The 16,045-nt window shown below is 51.7% G+C and carries 14 protein-coding genes (1 of these 14 running past the window's edge); 11 read left to right on the top strand and 3 right to left on the bottom strand.

Going from position 1 to position 16,045, the window contains the following annotated elements:
- Positions 1 to 233: 233 nt before the first annotated feature.
- On the bottom strand, positions 234 to 422 hold the full coding sequence (locus PAECUDRAFT_RS12790; protein WP_006038511.1) for a hypothetical protein: 189 nt from the start codon (positions 420 to 422) through the stop codon (positions 234 to 236).
- 83 nt (positions 423 to 505) lie between these two features.
- Here PAECUDRAFT_RS12790 and PAECUDRAFT_RS12785 point away from each other — a divergent pair, with 83 nt between their 5' ends.
- Genes PAECUDRAFT_RS12785 through PAECUDRAFT_RS12775 form a run of 3 tightly spaced genes read left to right on the top strand, consistent with a single transcriptional unit; the run spans position 506 to position 4,346 of the window.
- Positions 506 to 2,044 (top strand): spore germination protein, encoded by a 1,539-nt coding sequence (locus PAECUDRAFT_RS12785; RefSeq protein WP_006038510.1) that lies wholly within the window; start codon positions 506 to 508, stop codon positions 2,042 to 2,044.
- Between the two features lie 5 nt (positions 2,045 to 2,049).
- A complete protein-coding gene (locus PAECUDRAFT_RS12780; RefSeq protein ID WP_006038509.1) occupies positions 2,050 to 3,234 on the top strand; it encodes a Ger(x)C family spore germination protein in 1,185 nt (394 codons plus the stop codon).
- On the top strand, positions 3,231 to 4,346 hold the full coding sequence (locus PAECUDRAFT_RS12775) for a GerAB/ArcD/ProY family transporter (RefSeq protein WP_006038508.1): 1,116 nt from the start codon (positions 3,231 to 3,233) through the stop codon (positions 4,344 to 4,346). The genes PAECUDRAFT_RS12780 and PAECUDRAFT_RS12775 overlap by 4 nt, the downstream gene beginning before the upstream one ends.
- Before the next feature lie 31 nt (positions 4,347 to 4,377).
- Here the strand turns inward: PAECUDRAFT_RS12775 and PAECUDRAFT_RS12770 are convergent, their stop codons facing one another.
- Positions 4,378 to 5,226 (bottom strand): EamA family transporter, encoded by an 849-nt coding sequence (locus PAECUDRAFT_RS12770; RefSeq protein ID WP_006038507.1) that lies wholly within the window; start codon positions 5,224 to 5,226, stop codon positions 4,378 to 4,380.
- Between the two features lie 179 nt (positions 5,227 to 5,405).
- Between PAECUDRAFT_RS12770 and PAECUDRAFT_RS12765 the strand changes: the two genes are divergently transcribed.
- From PAECUDRAFT_RS12765 to PAECUDRAFT_RS25890, 6 genes are all read left to right on the top strand, one after another.
- Positions 5,406 to 6,032 (top strand): AAA family ATPase, encoded by a 627-nt coding sequence (locus tag PAECUDRAFT_RS12765; RefSeq protein WP_006038506.1) that lies wholly within the window; start codon positions 5,406 to 5,408, stop codon positions 6,030 to 6,032.
- Positions 6,029 to 9,361 carry a DEAD/DEAH box helicase gene (locus tag PAECUDRAFT_RS12760; protein WP_006038505.1) on the top strand — a complete coding sequence of 1,111 codons (3,333 nt, stop codon included), beginning with the start codon at positions 6,029 to 6,031 and terminating at the stop codon, positions 9,359 to 9,361. Before PAECUDRAFT_RS12765 ends, PAECUDRAFT_RS12760 begins: the two co-directional genes overlap by 4 nt.
- Before the next feature lie 156 nt (positions 9,362 to 9,517).
- Positions 9,518 to 10,396 (top strand): radical SAM/SPASM domain-containing protein, encoded by an 879-nt coding sequence (locus tag PAECUDRAFT_RS12755; RefSeq protein ID WP_006038504.1) that lies wholly within the window; start codon positions 9,518 to 9,520, stop codon positions 10,394 to 10,396.
- 521 nt (positions 10,397 to 10,917) lie between these two features.
- The gene (locus PAECUDRAFT_RS12750) at positions 10,918 to 11,778 is read left to right on the top strand and encodes a hypothetical protein (RefSeq protein ID WP_006038503.1); all 861 of its coding nucleotides are present in this window, start codon (positions 10,918 to 10,920) and stop codon (positions 11,776 to 11,778) included.
- Between the two features lie 191 nt (positions 11,779 to 11,969).
- The gene (locus tag PAECUDRAFT_RS12745; protein ID WP_006038502.1) at positions 11,970 to 12,827 is read left to right on the top strand and encodes a hypothetical protein; all 858 of its coding nucleotides are present in this window, start codon (positions 11,970 to 11,972) and stop codon (positions 12,825 to 12,827) included.
- Positions 12,828 to 13,018: 191 nt separating this feature from the next.
- Positions 13,019 to 13,156, top strand: a complete 138-nt coding sequence (locus PAECUDRAFT_RS25890; RefSeq protein ID WP_006038501.1) for a hypothetical protein — start codon at positions 13,019 to 13,021, stop codon at positions 13,154 to 13,156.
- A gap of 57 nt (positions 13,157 to 13,213) precedes the next feature.
- Here PAECUDRAFT_RS25890 and PAECUDRAFT_RS12740 read toward each other — a convergent pair whose 3' ends face one another.
- Complete coding sequence (locus tag PAECUDRAFT_RS12740; RefSeq protein ID WP_006038500.1) at positions 13,214 to 14,428, bottom strand: copper amine oxidase N-terminal domain-containing protein; 1,215 nt, start codon at positions 14,426 to 14,428, stop codon at positions 13,214 to 13,216.
- 132 nt (positions 14,429 to 14,560) lie between these two features.
- Between PAECUDRAFT_RS12740 and speD the strand changes: the two genes are divergently transcribed.
- Both speD and PAECUDRAFT_RS12730 read left to right on the top strand, forming a co-directional pair.
- The gene (gene speD / locus PAECUDRAFT_RS12735; RefSeq protein WP_006038499.1) at positions 14,561 to 15,373 is read left to right on the top strand and encodes an adenosylmethionine decarboxylase; all 813 of its coding nucleotides are present in this window, start codon (positions 14,561 to 14,563) and stop codon (positions 15,371 to 15,373) included.
- Between the two features lie 216 nt (positions 15,374 to 15,589).
- Positions 15,590 to 16,045 carry the 5' portion of an SDR family NAD(P)-dependent oxidoreductase gene (locus PAECUDRAFT_RS12730; RefSeq protein WP_006038498.1) on the top strand. Its footprint extends 309 nt past the window's final position, so the window shows 456 of its 765 coding nt (coding positions 1-456); its start codon is at positions 15,590 to 15,592; its stop codon lies off the right edge, out of view.

The raw sequence follows: 16,045 nt of genomic DNA, 5'->3' as shown, positions 1-16,045 counted from the left end.
AAACCTATCTCTTCGGACCACTTTATGCGGCGCATCACAACATGCGCTGGGAACAGCCGCTGTTTCATTTCCTGTTCGTGCATGAAGGATTGTTCATGGTTAAGCAGTACGCAACGCGTATAAAGCCCTACATCTAGGAGAAACTACAGCATGCTTTCTCATTGCTTAATGTTACCGTTTGAGGAAATGCCATCATACTACGATCGCCCAATTCATAGTTAGAACTCGGACATTTACCGCGCCGTCTGCTTCTTTCGCGCTTTCGCCTGCTGCATAAACTTGGTCAGCCTTTTTCGATTGATGATATACCAGATGATCAGCGGCGTCAGCAAGTTCAGGCCGAGCACTACACTGACTAACGACCACATGAACCAGCTCGTATTGATCACCTTCATATAGATCCAAGAATGGTACAGGTCCACGATGAACGCTCCCTTTGCATGCGAATGCTGCTTATTGTAAGCATGGGATATTTATCTTATCCATCAAAATGGAGGGATGGCGGATGGCAGCTGCAACAACAGCGGAAGAACAGCAAACTATGCTGCAAAGTCAGCTTACTGCGAGATTAACGGACAATGCATCCGTCATCGATAAGCTTTTAGGCGGAAGCGTGGATATATTGAAGCGCGACTTCATGTTCTGCGGTCAGTCGGATTATCCTGGCATTTGCTACTATACCGATGGAATGGCAGACACGACGATTGTCGATATGAGTTTAAAATCGTTGCTGCTATACGGCTTTGAAATGGACGCAGACCCTCAATCGATGCCGACGGCGGATGCGATCCGAACGAAACTGCTCGTTAACGCAGCGGTGAAGACATGCAGCAATGTGAAGGATGCAATAGCCGCTATCGTATCCGGCGATACCTTAATTGTGATCGAAGGCATCGAGCAGGGGCTGATCGTGAGCTCCAGAGGCTGGAAGGATCGGGGCGTGGAGGAGCCTTCCTCTGAAAATAACGTTCGCGGGCCGCGAGACGGCTTCGGCGAAAGCATTCGAACGAATACGGCGCATGTGCGCAGGCGAATCAAGGACCCGCAGCTTCGATTCGATGCTATGGTCGTGGGTACGCGGTCACAGACGGACATTAACATCGCGTACATCGCGGATTTGGTGAAGGTTGGGCTAGTCGAGGAAGTGAAGGAGCGCTTAGGCCGAATTAAGATCGATGCGATTCTGGAGAGCGGCTACATTGAGGAGCTGATCGAGGACGCGCCGCTGTCCCCTTTCAATACGGTGCAGAGTACGGAGCGGCCGGATAAAGTCGCCTCCGCGCTTCTCGAAGGCAGGGTTGCGATATTTATCGATAACACGCCTGTCGTGCTGATTGTGCCGACTTACTTCTGGCAGTTCATTCAAGCGCCTGACGATTATTACAATCGATATTGGGTCGGCACGTTTTTCCGATTTGTCCGTTATATCGCCTTCTTCATCAGCCTTATTTTGCCGTCGGTGTATGTCATGCTTATATCGTTCCATCAGGAAATGATTCCGACATCGCTCGCGCTGACGATTGCTTCGGGACGGGAAGTCGTGCCGTTCCCTGTACTGCTGGAAGCGCTCATCATGGAATTAGCATTCGAGCTTATGCGTGAAGCCGGACTGAGAATGCCGAAGCCAATCGGACAAGCGGTCAGTATCGTCGGCTCGCTCATTATCGGGCAAGCAGCGGTGCAAGCGGGATTAATCTCGCCCTTCATGGTCATCGTCGTGGCGATTACAGGGCTCTCTTCCTTCGCGATCCCGAGCTATTCCTCGTCGCTCGCTATTCGCATTGTTCGTTTTCCGATCCTGCTTGCTTCAGGGACGCTCGGGCTGCCGGGCTTTGCTACCATATTTTTTATCCTTATCCTCCATGCGCTGTCCATCCGTTCGTTCGGTGAATCCTATCTGGCGCCGGCCAGTCCGTTCCACCAGAGCGACCAGCGCGACATGCTGCTGCGATTGCCGATGTGGATGATGAACGATCGGCCGGGCTTTGCGCAGGATATAGAGCGAATGGGCGACCAACAAAAACCGGATCCGTCAAAGGAATGAAGTCGATGAAACGTGTGATAGGCTTATCCCTTGCCCTGCTTTGCCTGCTCGCCTTGACGTCCTGCTATGGGCTGCGCCAAATTAACGAGCTCGCCATTGTAACCGCCGTTGGGCTGGATCTTGGCGAGAAGCCGGATATGATCCGAGTGTCGGTGCAGATCATTCGCCCTGCGGATGCGCGGGGGCAGACAGGCGCGCCATCTGGAGGAACCGGAGAGCCGATCTATTCCGTCAGCGCCGAAGGGAAAACGATTTTTGAAGCAATTCGCAATTTGGGGCGGTTTACGTCAAGACGCGTATATTGGGCGCATAACTTTGTGATCGTCATGCACGAGGATTATGCGAAGAAAGGCATTGCGGATATGGTCGACTTCTTCACGCGCAACCATGAATTGCGAATGAATACATGGGTTGCTGTAACGCCGGATCGTCCAGATGAAGTCATCTCGACGATAACCGGGCTGGAAGTCGTGCCGGGCGAAGCGGTGGACCGCTTGTTTCGCGATAACGAGGTCGCCGGCCAAGCGCCGGGCAGCAATATGATGAGCTTGGAGGAAACTTTCCTAAGTCGTTCCAGTCAATCCGTGCTGGCGAAGGTTTCGTTGAAGCCTAGAGGCATATCGAACAAGAAGCCTGGCGAGCATGGCTCCATCAAGCAAGTGGAGTTGGCCGGTGCTGCTGTCTTTCAAAACGATCGTATGGTCGGCTGGCTCAACCCCAAAGATGCGAGAGGCCTGCTATTCTTTATCCAGCATCTCGATTCCGGCATTGAGGTGCTGTCATGCCCTAATCGGGATGCCAAAGCGACCGCTGAATTTCGGCACGCGAGGATGAAAGTAAAAACGATTTACCGTAACGAGAAGCTGCGTTTTGATATTCGGCTTAAGACGGATGCGGACATCGTAGAAAGCGGCTGCGACATCCCGATTAGTGAAATTCGTTCGGATCTGACGAAGCAGCTGGAGATGCGCCTGAAGCAAGGTCTGGAAGACGTCGTCGATAAATCCCAGCATAAGTATCGTTCGGACTTTCTGAAGCTGGGGGACGTGTTTCGGAATGAGTACCCGATGGAGTGGCATAAGCTGGCCGCCAAGTGGAAGCAGGTTTACGCCGAGGCCGAGGTGAACGTTACGGTTAAGGCCGATATTACGAGCACCGTGCTCAAAGCTGCGGGGAGAGGGGTCAAATGAACATTCAAATTTCCAACGGCATGTACGTGGCCCTGCTCATTAATGTCGTGTTCGCCAAAGCGATTGGCGTAACGCAAGGCGTAATTGCGCGAGAGGTCGGGCAGGACATGTGGATTGCGACGCTCTTGGCTACCCTGCAGGGCGTTGTCATGATTTACATCACCTACATCGTTATTCGACGAGCCTCTCACCGCGATTTTATGGCTACGGGGGAGCTATTGTTAGGACGATGGTTCGGAAAAATCGTGGTGATTCTCATCTTTGCCTTCTTCATCGGGGCGTTCGCGCCGATTATGATTACGTTCGTTTACCATTTGCAGGAGTACTTCTTGCCTGACGCTCCTGTTTCTTTGTTTATTATTTTGGCGCTGCTGGTCGGATCGATCGGCTGCTACTACGGACTGGAAGTGATGGCGCGAACGGCGTTGTTCGGCGTGCTGTTTATTTATTTGCTGAACGGGCTCATCCTGGCGGGCTCCTTTCGCGAATTTGATATCAAAAACCTGCTGCCCGTATTAGAGTCGGGCTTCGTGCAAACCTTTGAGTCCAGCGTTGCATTCGATGCGGATTGGGCGATCGCGACGATGACCGCAAGCTTGCTCCTGCCGTTCGTGAAGGATGTGAAGAAGCATGGAGCAAAGCTGAGTGTTACTGCGATTATCGCGACGGGGCTGCTCGTCATTAGCTGGTCGATTCTTGAAGGGGCGGTCTTGTCCGCAGAAGTGACCGGCAATTATACCGTCTCGTGCATGAAACTGGCGCGCAATGCGCATATCGGAACGTTTTTGCAGCGATATGAGATGGTGATGATTGCTTTTTATTCGGTCTCGGCTCTCGTGCAGGTGATGATGTGCGTATACGGTTCATCGATGGCGGCGGCTCGCCTATTCGGTCTGACAAACAGCAAACGAATGATTCTACCGGTAGCTGTCATTTTGGGCGTGTTCAGCGACTGGATCGTTAGGGACCATTTTCGCGCGATGGACTATTTGGAGCAATACTGGCCGATGATCGCCTTGCCAATCGCCGTCGGATTGCCTTTGCTGCTGTTGATTTTACAAGCCTTGTTCCGTAAAAAGCTTGATTCGGCCTTGAGCAAGCAGGGGGCTTAAGGCTTAATGCTTTCTTAGCTGTGAGCGAAGCTTACCCCCATACTCCTAAGACGATAATGCCGGCTGTAATCGCCATTGAGGCAAATAAGCGTCTGGCCCCTTGCTGTTCTCGTAAAATGAAAATGCCCATTATCGTGCCGAATACCGTTCCGATTTCTCGAATCGGCGCCAGCTGCGCGACAGGAGCGAGCTTGAGGGCGAACAGGAACAAGAGGTATCCCGCCGGGGCGAGCAGCCCGCCTAACAGAATAATGGCCCAGTTGGAGCGGAGCTCCTGTGTCATTCCACGTGAACGAAAAGCAGCCCAGGACAGGACGAGCAAATTGCCTGCATTCGTCGATTCATTCAGGACGACAGCCGGAACCTCGCTTAGTACGAGTTTATCGATGACAATGTAAGCTGCAATGCAGATGCCGACGGCTAATGCCAATAGAGGCGTCTTCAACGAGGTAAACCCGTGGCTTCTCAGAGAGAGGTTGCTCACGGATGCGATACCGCCCACGATGATGATCACGCCAAGCCACCCGACTGCGGTCAGCGATTCATGAAGCAAGGTAACGCCAAGCAATGGCACGAGCAGGGGGCTGGTCCCCCGCATGATCGGATACACCTGCGACAAATCCCCTATGGAATAGACAGCTGCGAGCAGTTGGATATAGAGTGCGTGCAGCAGCAGCGAAGCGGCGATGAGCCACCAGCATGTAGATGAGATGGCATTGCTGGGCCACGCCATAATCGTCCATGGCAAGAAGATAAGCAGCGCGGCCAGCTGGGTAAACCATAGGAACACCGTTTTGTTCATGCTTCTTTTCGTATACAGGTTCCAGATGGAATGCAGGAAACCAGAGCTAATCACAAGGAGCATTGCTGTACTATACACAGAGCCACCTAGCCTTTTCGAGTAAAAGTGTAACTACCAGTCTACCATAATTGACAGAAGGTAGACGTCTTGGCCCGTATGTGCTCCTTTGTCATCCGATCTCCCTGCGTGATAAGATCAGTAGCATAAGCAGAAAGCGCAGAAAGCGATAACGGATGTTTGCAAGGAGAGGGTAACAGATGGCAGCAACGCGGTTAGTATTTTTTGTTGGGGGAGCGGGCGCTGGCAAAACAACGCTGGCGAAGGCGTTCGCCAAGCGGCGGCGCATGGCCGTACTGGACATGGACACGCTGCTTCGGCCGGCGGCGGAGGCGTTAATGGCGACTGCGGGACTCGATCCGAGCGATCGGGATTCCGAAGCGTATAAGCGGCTATGTCGCGATCTTGGTTATCGGATCACGATGGATGCAGCGCTGGAGAACGCAGCCAATGGGATTGATGCTGTTGTGATCGGACCATTTACCAAAGAAATTGCAGATCGAGAGTGGCTCAATCAGGAGCTGGAGAAGCTTGGCGAAGCGCGGCATGCCGTCGAGGTGAAGGCGATCCTCGTCTATTTGCCTGATCACCAGCATCATTACGAGCGAATCCAGTCGCGCGGGCTGGCGATGGATCACTATAAGCTGGAGCATTGGGAAACGTTTAGCGCGTCACTTGTCCAGCGTACGATCAAGTGGGAACTACCGGATGATGCAATTCTTTACTATAACAATGCAGAGCCGATTCGAGAACAGACGCTGGAACAGCTGGAGCAGTTTGTTTATGGCGCGGACGCCGAGGCAGAAGCAGGGGCAAGCAGCCGATGAAGAAGCTGGAGTTAACTCAAAGTGCGATCAAACGACTATGCGGGTCGCTGTCTTATAACAAAGGCGAGACCTTGCGCCGCGGGGGCAAGGTCAGCTTCACGCATGTGGATGCCAAACGCCCGCTATATGAAGCGACCGTTGCTGCGGCGGAACCGTTTCACGTCGCTGTCACGCTTGATCAAGCGGACGAGGTGGCTGCGCGATGCAGCTGTCCATCGCTATCCTCATATGACAGCTATTGCAGCCATATAGCGGCCGTGCTGCTGGAAGTTATGCTGCATGAAGCGGACGCGACGGCAGGGGCGCCTGGACGGCAGGCTCCTATACGCGTTGAACGGCAGGAGGAAGCCGGCCAAGCGAAGGCGACCCCGCGGCTAGATTCCCTTGCGCGCGCAGAAGCTAATGACCTGCGTCTGACTAGCCAAATGCTGGCGCTTTTCGGCGGGAAGCCGAAGCGGCCGAGCGGAACGAGAACGGCGTTCGATACGCGCGAGCCGCTGGAAGCGTCGTTCGCGCTTATCCCGTTTCGTTACCGGGCGGATGCCTTGATGTTCGGCATTGAACTGAAGGTAGGGCCGCAGCCTAAGCGGCTATACATTGTGCAGAAGCTGCATGAGTTTCTCGATGCGGTGCAGCGAAGGGAGTCGTATCGCTTCTCCAAGCATTTTACCTATGAGCCGGAGCAGCATCGATTTCCAGTAGAGCAAGACCAAGTGATACAGGCGCTCATCCGGATGAGCCAAGGCGAGCAGCTGTATCTCTCCTCACAGCAAAGCTATGCGGTTGCTGCGCATTCGGCGGGAGATCGGATGCTGCTTATTCCGCCGGAAGCTTGGGAGGCATTCGCTCCGCTGCTGGAGCAACTGCCGAGCGTTCAGCTCCAGCAGCAGTACGGAAGCATCTATGAAGGAGCAATCCGGCTGGCAGATGAGCCGCTGCCGCTTCAGTTTCATTTTGAGCCAGTTGACGGTTCGGTTGATAGCTGCCGTCTTCGAGTAGATGGGCTGGAAAGCATGCTCCTAATGGAAGCGTACGGTGTGGCGATTGCTCCGGATGGCAAGCTGCTACAAATCGCGGCGGCGCAAGCGAAGCAGCTGGCAGAGGTGCAGAGCCTGCTGCAGCAGACGCGCGAGCAGCAGTTTATTATTTCGCCGGAGCAGATGGAGCTGTTCATGGAGCGCGTTGTGCCGGGGCTGATGAAGCTGGGCCGCGTTCAGATCACGAAGGAAGTATCTGAGCGCGTCGTACAGGCCCCACTGAAGGCGAAGCTGTACCTCGACCGCGTACGGGATCGGCTGCTCGCCGCGCTTGAGTTTCATTATGGCGACATCGTCATTCATCCCTTGGATGGTGCTGGGGCGCGGAGCGGCGCCGATCGGATTCTGGTGCGAGACGGGGATCGCGAAGAACAGATTCTTGCGCTGATGGCGCAGGCCGACAGCATGCAAACTGAAGGCGGTTATCTGCTGAGCGGCGATGATGCCGAGTATGATTTTTTGTACCATCTCGTGCCGAAGCTGGAGAAGCTGCTTGACGTATACGCGACCTCTGCCGTGAAAACGAGAATGGTCGGCGCGATAACGCCGACGGTCAAAGCCGACGTGGATGAGCGGACAGACTGGCTTGAATTCCGATTCGAAATTGACGGCATACCCGAGAAAGAAATTAAGCGCGTGCTGCAAGCCGTCGAGGAGCAGCGCCGATTTTATCGGCTGCCCGATGGCGCGCTAATGCCGCTGGAGAGCGAGGAATTTACGGAAATCGCTCGCCTGATGAACGATCTTGGCGTACGTTATTCGGAGGTTAGAGGCGCAGGGTTTCGCGTTCCTGCGATCCGCAGCCTGCGACTAATGGACATCGATCAGGAAGCTCGCGCGGTGAAGCTCGGACGCTCCTTGCGCCAGCTGCTTCATAACATGCGCCATCCCGACAGCTTGAATTTTGATGTTCCCGAGCCGCTCGTTCCTGTGCTGCGCGATTACCAAACGCTCGGTTACCAATGGATGAAGACGCTGGCGTACTACCAGTTCGGGGGTATTCTAGCCGATGATATGGGCTTGGGCAAAACGGTGCAGAGCATCGCGTTTCTCGTCTCTGTCCTGCCGGAAATCAGAGCGCAAGGATTGCGGGCGCTTATCGTCTGTCCAGCTTCGCTGATCTATAACTGGCAGCATGAGCTGCAGCGGTTTGCTCCGGAAATTCGCGCAGCGATTGCCGCAGGCGATCCGGCCGAGCGCGAGAAGCTGCTTACATCGCCGGACGTTGACATCATTATTACGTCGTATCCGCTGCTTCGCCGCGATATCAAGCTTTATATGGCGCATGCGTTCCATACGCTCATTTTGGACGAAGCGCAATATTTCAAAAACTACGCGACCCAGACGGCGCAAGCGGCCAAAGCGATTCAGGCGAAGCATCGGTTCGCCCTGACAGGTACGCCGGTGGAGAATCGGTTGGAGGAGCTTTGGTCGATCTATAGCGTCGTATTCCCCGAGCTGTTCCCGAGCCGCCAGTCGTTCTACGAGCTGACGCGGGAGACGGTCGCCCGCCGGGCTCGGCCATTTCTGCTGCGCAGGCTGAAGAAGGATGTGCTGAAGGAGCTGCCGGACAAGATCGAGACGCTGCAATCGTCAGAGCTGCTGCCGGAGCAGAAGAAGCTGTACACCGCTTATCTTGCCAAACTGCGCCAAGAGACGCTCAAGCATTTGGACGAAGACGACTTCGGCCGCCAGCGGATCAAAATATTAGCGGGCATCACCCGCCTGCGCCAAATTTGCTGTCATCCCGGGCTGTTCGTGGAAGATTATCGCGGCGGATCAGCGAAGCTGGAGCAGCTGCTCGATATCGTAGAGGATTGCCGCGGCGCGGGCAAGCGCATGCTGCTCTTCTCGCAGTTTACCGGCATGCTCGGCATTATTCGCGAGGAGCTGGGCGTCCGCGGCGTGCCGCTCTTTTATCTGGACGGCAGCACGCCGCCAGAGGAACGGGCCGAGCTGTGCCAGCGGTTCAACGCAGGCGAGAAGGAGGTTTTCTTAATCTCCTTGAAAGCTGGTGGCACCGGGCTCAACCTGACGGGAGCCGACACGGTCATCATGTACGATATGTGGTGGAATCCAGCCGTCGAGCAGCAAGCCGCAGACCGTGCGCATCGCATCGGGCAGAAAAACGTCGTGCAGGTCATCCGACTCGTCGCCCAAGGCACGGTGGAGGACAAAATGCACGCGCTCCAGGAGCGCAAAAAGCAGCTGATCGACGAGGTCATCCAGCCGGGCGGCGAGCCGCTTGGCACGCTGACGGAGGCGGATATCCGAGATGTACTGCAGCTGTGAGAATAGCGGCAGTCTTGCGCGCCCCGCATTAAAGTCGGCATACGGTCTAGAAGCATTTGCTATACGATGCTGCTGGATCGTATGCTTTTTTTGCGCGGGAGAACTGGTATAATGAATAGATTAGCAAGACAACTGTAACGGAATGGGGCACCGCTGGTGAAAACTTTCAAGAAGGTCTATATCGAGATTACGAGCGTATGCAACCTGGCCTGCACCTTCTGTCCGCAGACGGAGCGCGCCAAGGGCTTCATCAAGCTGGATACGTTCAATCACGTGCTGGACCAGATCAAGCCGCATACGAACCATATTTATTTGCATGTAAAGGGCGAGCCGCTGCTGCATCCGAGAATCGACGAGCTGCTGGACGCCGCGCATGACAAGGGCTTCAAGGTCAACATCACAACGAACGGCACGCTTATCGCCAAAAATAAACCGAAGCTGCTCGGCAAGCCGGCGCTTCGCCAAATGAACTTCTCGCTGCACAGCTTTGACGGGCATATCGGCTCCGAGGACCGCGACGGCTACCTGAACGAGATTTTGTCCTTCGTCCGCGAAGCGTCCGAACAGAGCAATGTCATCTTCTCGTTCCGGCTGTGGAACCTGACGCAGGATAACATCACGAACCTCGAGCGCAGCCGCAATCGCGAAACGCTGTCGATTTTGGAGCGGGAATTCAACCTCGATTATCGGATCGAGGAACGGGTGGAGCCGGGCAGCGGCATTCGCATCGCGAAGAACGTCTATATCAATCAGGACTATGAGTTCCAATGGCCGAGCCTTGATGCGCCGGAGGATGACGGCAAAGGCTTCTGCCACGCGCTGCGCAGCCAAGCGGCCGTGCTCGTCGATGGCACGGTCGTCCCGTGCTGCCTCGACGGCGAGGGCGTCATCAACCTCGGCAACGTCCACGAAACCTCGTTCTCCGAAATCGTCGACGGCGAGCGGGCGAACAACCTGTACTTCGGCTTCTCCCGCCGCGAAGCGGTGGAGGAGCTGTGCCGCAAGTGCGGGTACCGGCAGCGGTTTGGGGCTTAGAGCTAACCCGGAGCTAGCAGGATGGTGAGCAGGATGACGAGCCGATAGGCTAAGTAATGCTGGCGAAGTAGGTCGGATAGTCGGTCGACGAGCCAGTGGCGAGGCGAGTACCTCGTTAGCTGCCCGCAGCCGTTATTTGGTACACAATCGCTGACTTTAGCACCTCAATGACTCAGATCCTAAAACCGCGGCAGTTTCGCGTCTAACGGACCCCAGAGCCGCTATTTGGTGCAAAACTGCCGATTTTTGCATCTAACGGACTCCAGAGCCCTTATTTGCTCATTTTGCTGCTCTTTACTATCAAATCTAGGCCAATAACGCCCCTGAGGTCCGTTAGCGTTCCAAAGCGCTCCATTTTCGGCCAATAGCGGCTCCTCGGTCCGTTAGAAACTCCCATGTACGCTAGTGTGCATGGGAGTTTTTCTATTGGAATAAGAAATTCATTCTTTCCAATTCTTGTAATTCCACTTAGATTGTACTAACTTAGTATTTAGCAAAGTAGAGTTCGATAAAGGAGAACGATGAGCCAAACAACCCTATTTTCCCTAATTAAACCGAATAAAAATACCGATCTAGCAACCTTGCATCAGAAGAAGAATTACTTCTATTCAGCTGCTCCATGGAGAGGATGGAACATCCTCGCGCTAGAAGGCTATGAAAAGGAGCAGAAGACATGGTCTAAACAATTGTCTTCCGAGCATCAGCTGGATGTCATCTTCCTAGCGGCGAATGATTTCTATCAAGAGGCGGTATACTATCATTACGGTCATCAAGTGGCATGGGTTAAATTTGATGCGGATGATCATGCGCACACCAATTACTCGAATTTGAAGTTGTTCTTGGATGGTTTTGAGGATCAGGAGCAGTATGATGAGCTTCGGACAGTAGTAACTGAAATTGAGAGGAATCAAGAAGACCTTGAGCCATATGATCGGTTTTTCGAGGCGTTCTTCCAGCTATCGCAGCTTGAAGGCATTGACTATGAGACGCTATTTATGGTTGAAGATACCTCGATCTATTCGGAATATCAATTCGTAATTGTTGAGAAAAGAAAAACAATTAGACCCAAACAGGTAGTCCTCGCTGTACTCGGGGAGTTGTTACTGGAAAAAGGATATAAATATATTCCAGACTCCCCGAATCACGCGGAGAGTATGGTGTTTCGTAATGAAGCAGGCTATCGGTTTACTAGCATAGTTGGTTTTGAAATGGGCGGTATATTTGGCATTGGTATAATTTTCGGTACAGCTGAGGGAGGATTCGAATCTCTTGATCAACTCAAGTACGCCAACGAGGCCGAGCTCAGAAGAGGTCTAATAAAAGCGTGGAATCAGGTTATTCTGGCTAAGATTATGGAGTTTCAGGCAACTATTGAGGAATAAGATACTATGGCTCGTTAGCGATTCGTTTTACTTCATTTTACAGGGAAAATCCTCGGTGTCCATAAGAACGCCTTTGCACTTCACTAAAAAGTGCAAAGGTGTTTTTACTTCAAGTACGAGTAGAAAACACTTGAAATTGTCATCTCGTTCAATTCTACATTGCAGAAGTCGTGCTCGACTAAGGAGGCACTATGAGCCAAACCACCTTATTTTCTCTCATCAAACCGAATAAAAATACCGATTTAGCAAACTTGCATCAGAAGAAAAATTACTTTTACTCAGCTCCATGGAGAGGGTGGAACATTCTCGCTTTAGAAGGCTATGAAAAAGATCAGAAGACATGGTCGAAACAACTGTCTTCCGAGCATCAGATTGATGTAATCTTCCTGACGGTGAATGATTTCTATCAAGAAGCGATTTATTATCGCAATGGTCATCAAGCTGCTTGGATTAAATTAGACTTTGATGATCATGAGAGTAGTAGATACTCGCATTTGGAGCTGTTTTTGAATGATCTTGAGGATCAGGGGCAGTATGATGAGCTTAGTACAGCAATTGCAAATATTGAACAGTATCCTCATGACCCTGAGGGCTACGATCAGTTTTTTGAGGCGTGCTTCCGGCTATCTCATCTCGAAGGAATTGAATATGAGATGATCTTTGAGTTCGAAGATACATCGATCTATTCGAAATTTCATTTCGAGTTTGTTGAGAAAAGAAAGACAATTAGACCCAAACAGGTAGTCCTCTCTGTGTTAAGTAAGTTATTGCAGGAGAAAGGATATGATTTTGATCCTGATAGTCCCAATAATACGGAGATAATGCTTTTTAGAAATATGGCAGACTATTATAAATACATGAGTTCAGTTGGTATTACAATACGTTATAAAGGTAGTATTGAGATTGATTTTGCAACGATGGAAGGTCCCAAGACTATAACAGACTTCAAATATGTCGGCGAGGCGGAACTCAGAAAAGGGCTAATTAAAGCTTGGAATCAGGTTATTCTGGCTAAGATTACGGAGTTTCAGGCAACGATCCCGGAATAAATACTATGGCTCGTTAGCGATTCGTATTGCTCATTTTCGAGGGAACATCCTCGGTGTCCATAAGAACGCCTTTGCACTTCACTAAAAAGTGCAAAGGTGTTTTTACTTCAATTGCGAGTAGAAATACAGTTGAAATTGTCATCTCGTTCAATTCTACATTGCAGAAGTCGTGCTCGAATAAGGAGGCTTTTATGAGCCAAACAATTCTGCTTTCTCTCGTCAAATCGAATAAATATACGGATCTAGCAAACTTGTACCAGAAGAAGAATTACTTCTACTCAGTTCTACGAGAGGAAGCTGTCTTCCGAACAGCGCGCTCCCGTTTCTAACATCCCCAAAAGAAAAGGAAACTCATCGAGGCATCTGATCGCTTGGAGTTGCCAGCCCTACTTCGTTGCCCCCGGTAACGAGCTCACCTCGCGCGGCAGCGCAAACGTCAACGTCTCCTCACCAAAAGGCTCCATCAATCGAGTGTGCTTGAATGTTAAGATATCGCCTTTGCGGCCGGACAGCTTGAGCTGGTCGCCTGGATAGCCATCATTGTAGGCGGTAGCGTCGTCAATAAACTTTTGCTCCTTCTCATCGAGCAGCAGCTTGTACAGCGCATACGTCTTCTTCTCCCGCAGATCGACGAGCAGCAGTGTGCGGCTGCTATAGGCGCGAACCAGCATTGCATCATCGAAAACCGCTTCCACGGCGAATGGCTCATTGACGCCATACGCTTTCATATTGTATTTGCGCGTCTCTACGCCCGGTTCCGCCAGTTGGACCGACAGCCCATCAATCATGATCAGGCTGTTGCCGCTTCGCTCTATGCTTTCAAGTCCCCAACTACCCGGGTAGGAGACGGCTGCCTGAGCGATCAGTTGATTTTGCTCGATCAATAGCTTTGTAATCTGCGTCGGCTCCGCATAGCGATCAAGGACGCGAAGCAAATATCGATCGTTCTGCAGCGAATCGATCTCCATGTATTGCGCGGTGCGCATGTCTTTGGTTGCGCGGCTAATAAGGACGGCACGTTCACCTTTTTTGGCCTTATAAATGTTGCCGTACAGCTTATCGACCCAGAAATAGACGTCAAGCCATCCAACAGCGAGCACACGGGACTGGACATGGACCGTCAGCGTCAGTGTTTTACTATCCCAAGTTACCTCCTGCCCGAGCAGCTGCGTCAGCAACTGAACAGGCAGATAGACGGTTCCTTCATGCCGCTTGGGTGCGGCAGCCAACATGACTTTATTTCCGTTTATGAGCGCCGTTTTGCTCCCAACTTGCAGCTCAATGCGGCGCCATGGATTGGTGAAGGTGATTTTACCGGTTTTCTCATCGAATTCGCGCCGATACTCCATCACGAGATCGCTCATATCGTAAACGCCCATCCAAACGCGGCCCGGTTCGATCAGCAGCGGATAGCTGAGGCTCCGTTCGTAGCCGTTGTATATGACATGATTAATCCATGGCTTTTGTTTGTTTGCCGCATTGGGGGTACTCGACTGACCGTTAGCTGCTGCATTTGCCTGCCCGATGGCGGGAAGTGCAGCTATTGCAACAACCAACGCCGCCGAGGCAACGAGCAGCGCCTTGCGCATCTTAACGCTCATTCACTCACACCTTTCCAGTGATCAGAATTCCAATCTGTAGCTGTAAACGGTCGCAATTGGCAAAAGGTTGCGCCAGTCGCATGCTCCAGCACGAATATGGCAATAGTACGATAGGACAGGAGGATGATCGTGATGACGTTTACGCAAGAAGAGCGAATTACGCTGCATGGCTTCAACAATTTGACCAAATCGCTCAGCTTTAATATGTATGACATCTGCTACACGAAGACGAAGGAGGAGCGGGAAGCGTATATTGCTTACATCGATGAGCAGTACAATTCCGACCGGCTAACGGGTATCCTCAACACCGTTGCTGATATTATCGGGGCGCATGTTTTGAATACGGCGAAGCAGGATTATGTACCGCAGGGGGCAAGCGTTACGCTCCTTGTATCAGAAGGGCCGATTGTCGAGGTGCCGACGGAATCCTATGAGGAATCGCCTGGTCCATTACCAGACAATGTTGTGCTGCAGCTGGACAAAAGCCATATTACGGTCCATACATATCCCGAATATCACCCAAGCGAAGGGATCAGCACGTTCCGTGCCGACATCGACGTATCGACCTGTGGCGAGATTTCGCCTTTGAAGGCCCTCAACTACTTGATTCATTCGTTCGACACGGATATTATGACCATCGATTACCGGGTTCGAGGTTTCACGCGAGATATACACGGCAATAAGCTGTTCATCGACCACGACATTAACTCGATCCAAAATTACATCCCGGATGAGGTCATTGATTTGTACGATATGATCGATGTAAATGTATATCAAGAGAACATTTTCCACACCAAGTGCAAACTCCGTCAATTTGATCTGAACAACTATTTGTTCGGTTACACGAAGGATGTGCTGGGCGTGAAGGAACAGAAGGATATTGCAGAGCGGCTGAAAATCGAAATGGACGAAATATTTTATGGTAAAAGGTTCCATCTAAATTAACGTGAACTCTGTTCTGCTCTAAACAAGCTGGCTTCGGTTACATTGCCGAGGTCGGCTTATTCATGTTGTTTGCTCTTTTTTTGCAAATAAATAGCTTTCCGTAGCTGCCAATGTTTACTACAATCTACATTGAAGCATCAATGCCTCATATTTAAGCGATGACAGCTGTCCCGTTTATAGGCAGCTTATTATGCTATACAGGAAGGAGGATTAAACATGATTGCTATTGATCTAACGAACCAAACTGCGCTAGTGACAGGCGCGACAGGCGAGCTGGGACGCGTAATTGCAAGGACGCTTGCCCGCAGCGGAGCGGATATTATTATTCATTACTATAGCAACAAGGAAAAGGCGAACCAGCTTAAGCAAGAGATTGAGCAGTTAGGGCGGAAGGCTTTCACCATACAAGCAGACATGTCGAGTCTGGAAGCTGTTTTGGCTATGAAATCGGAGCTGATCGAAGCATTTAGGTTGCCCAATATTGTTGTTGCTAACGCCGTTTCCCAATATCAATGGGTCTCCGTGCTTGAGCAGAGCACGAATGATTACGTTAATCAATTCAATACGACTGTGCTTCAGATCGTTCATGCCGCCAAAGCATTCGTTCCCCATATGATCGAGCAGCGCGGCGGACGAATCATTGCGATCAATACGGAATGCGCGATGCAAAAT

This window comes from Paenibacillus curdlanolyticus YK9 (genome assembly GCF_000179615.1).
GTDB lineage: Bacteria > Bacillota > Bacilli > Paenibacillales > Paenibacillaceae > Paenibacillus_T > Paenibacillus_T curdlanolyticus.
Note: the sequence above shows the minus strand (reverse complement) of the source record. Positions and strands in the feature narration are given on the sequence as shown.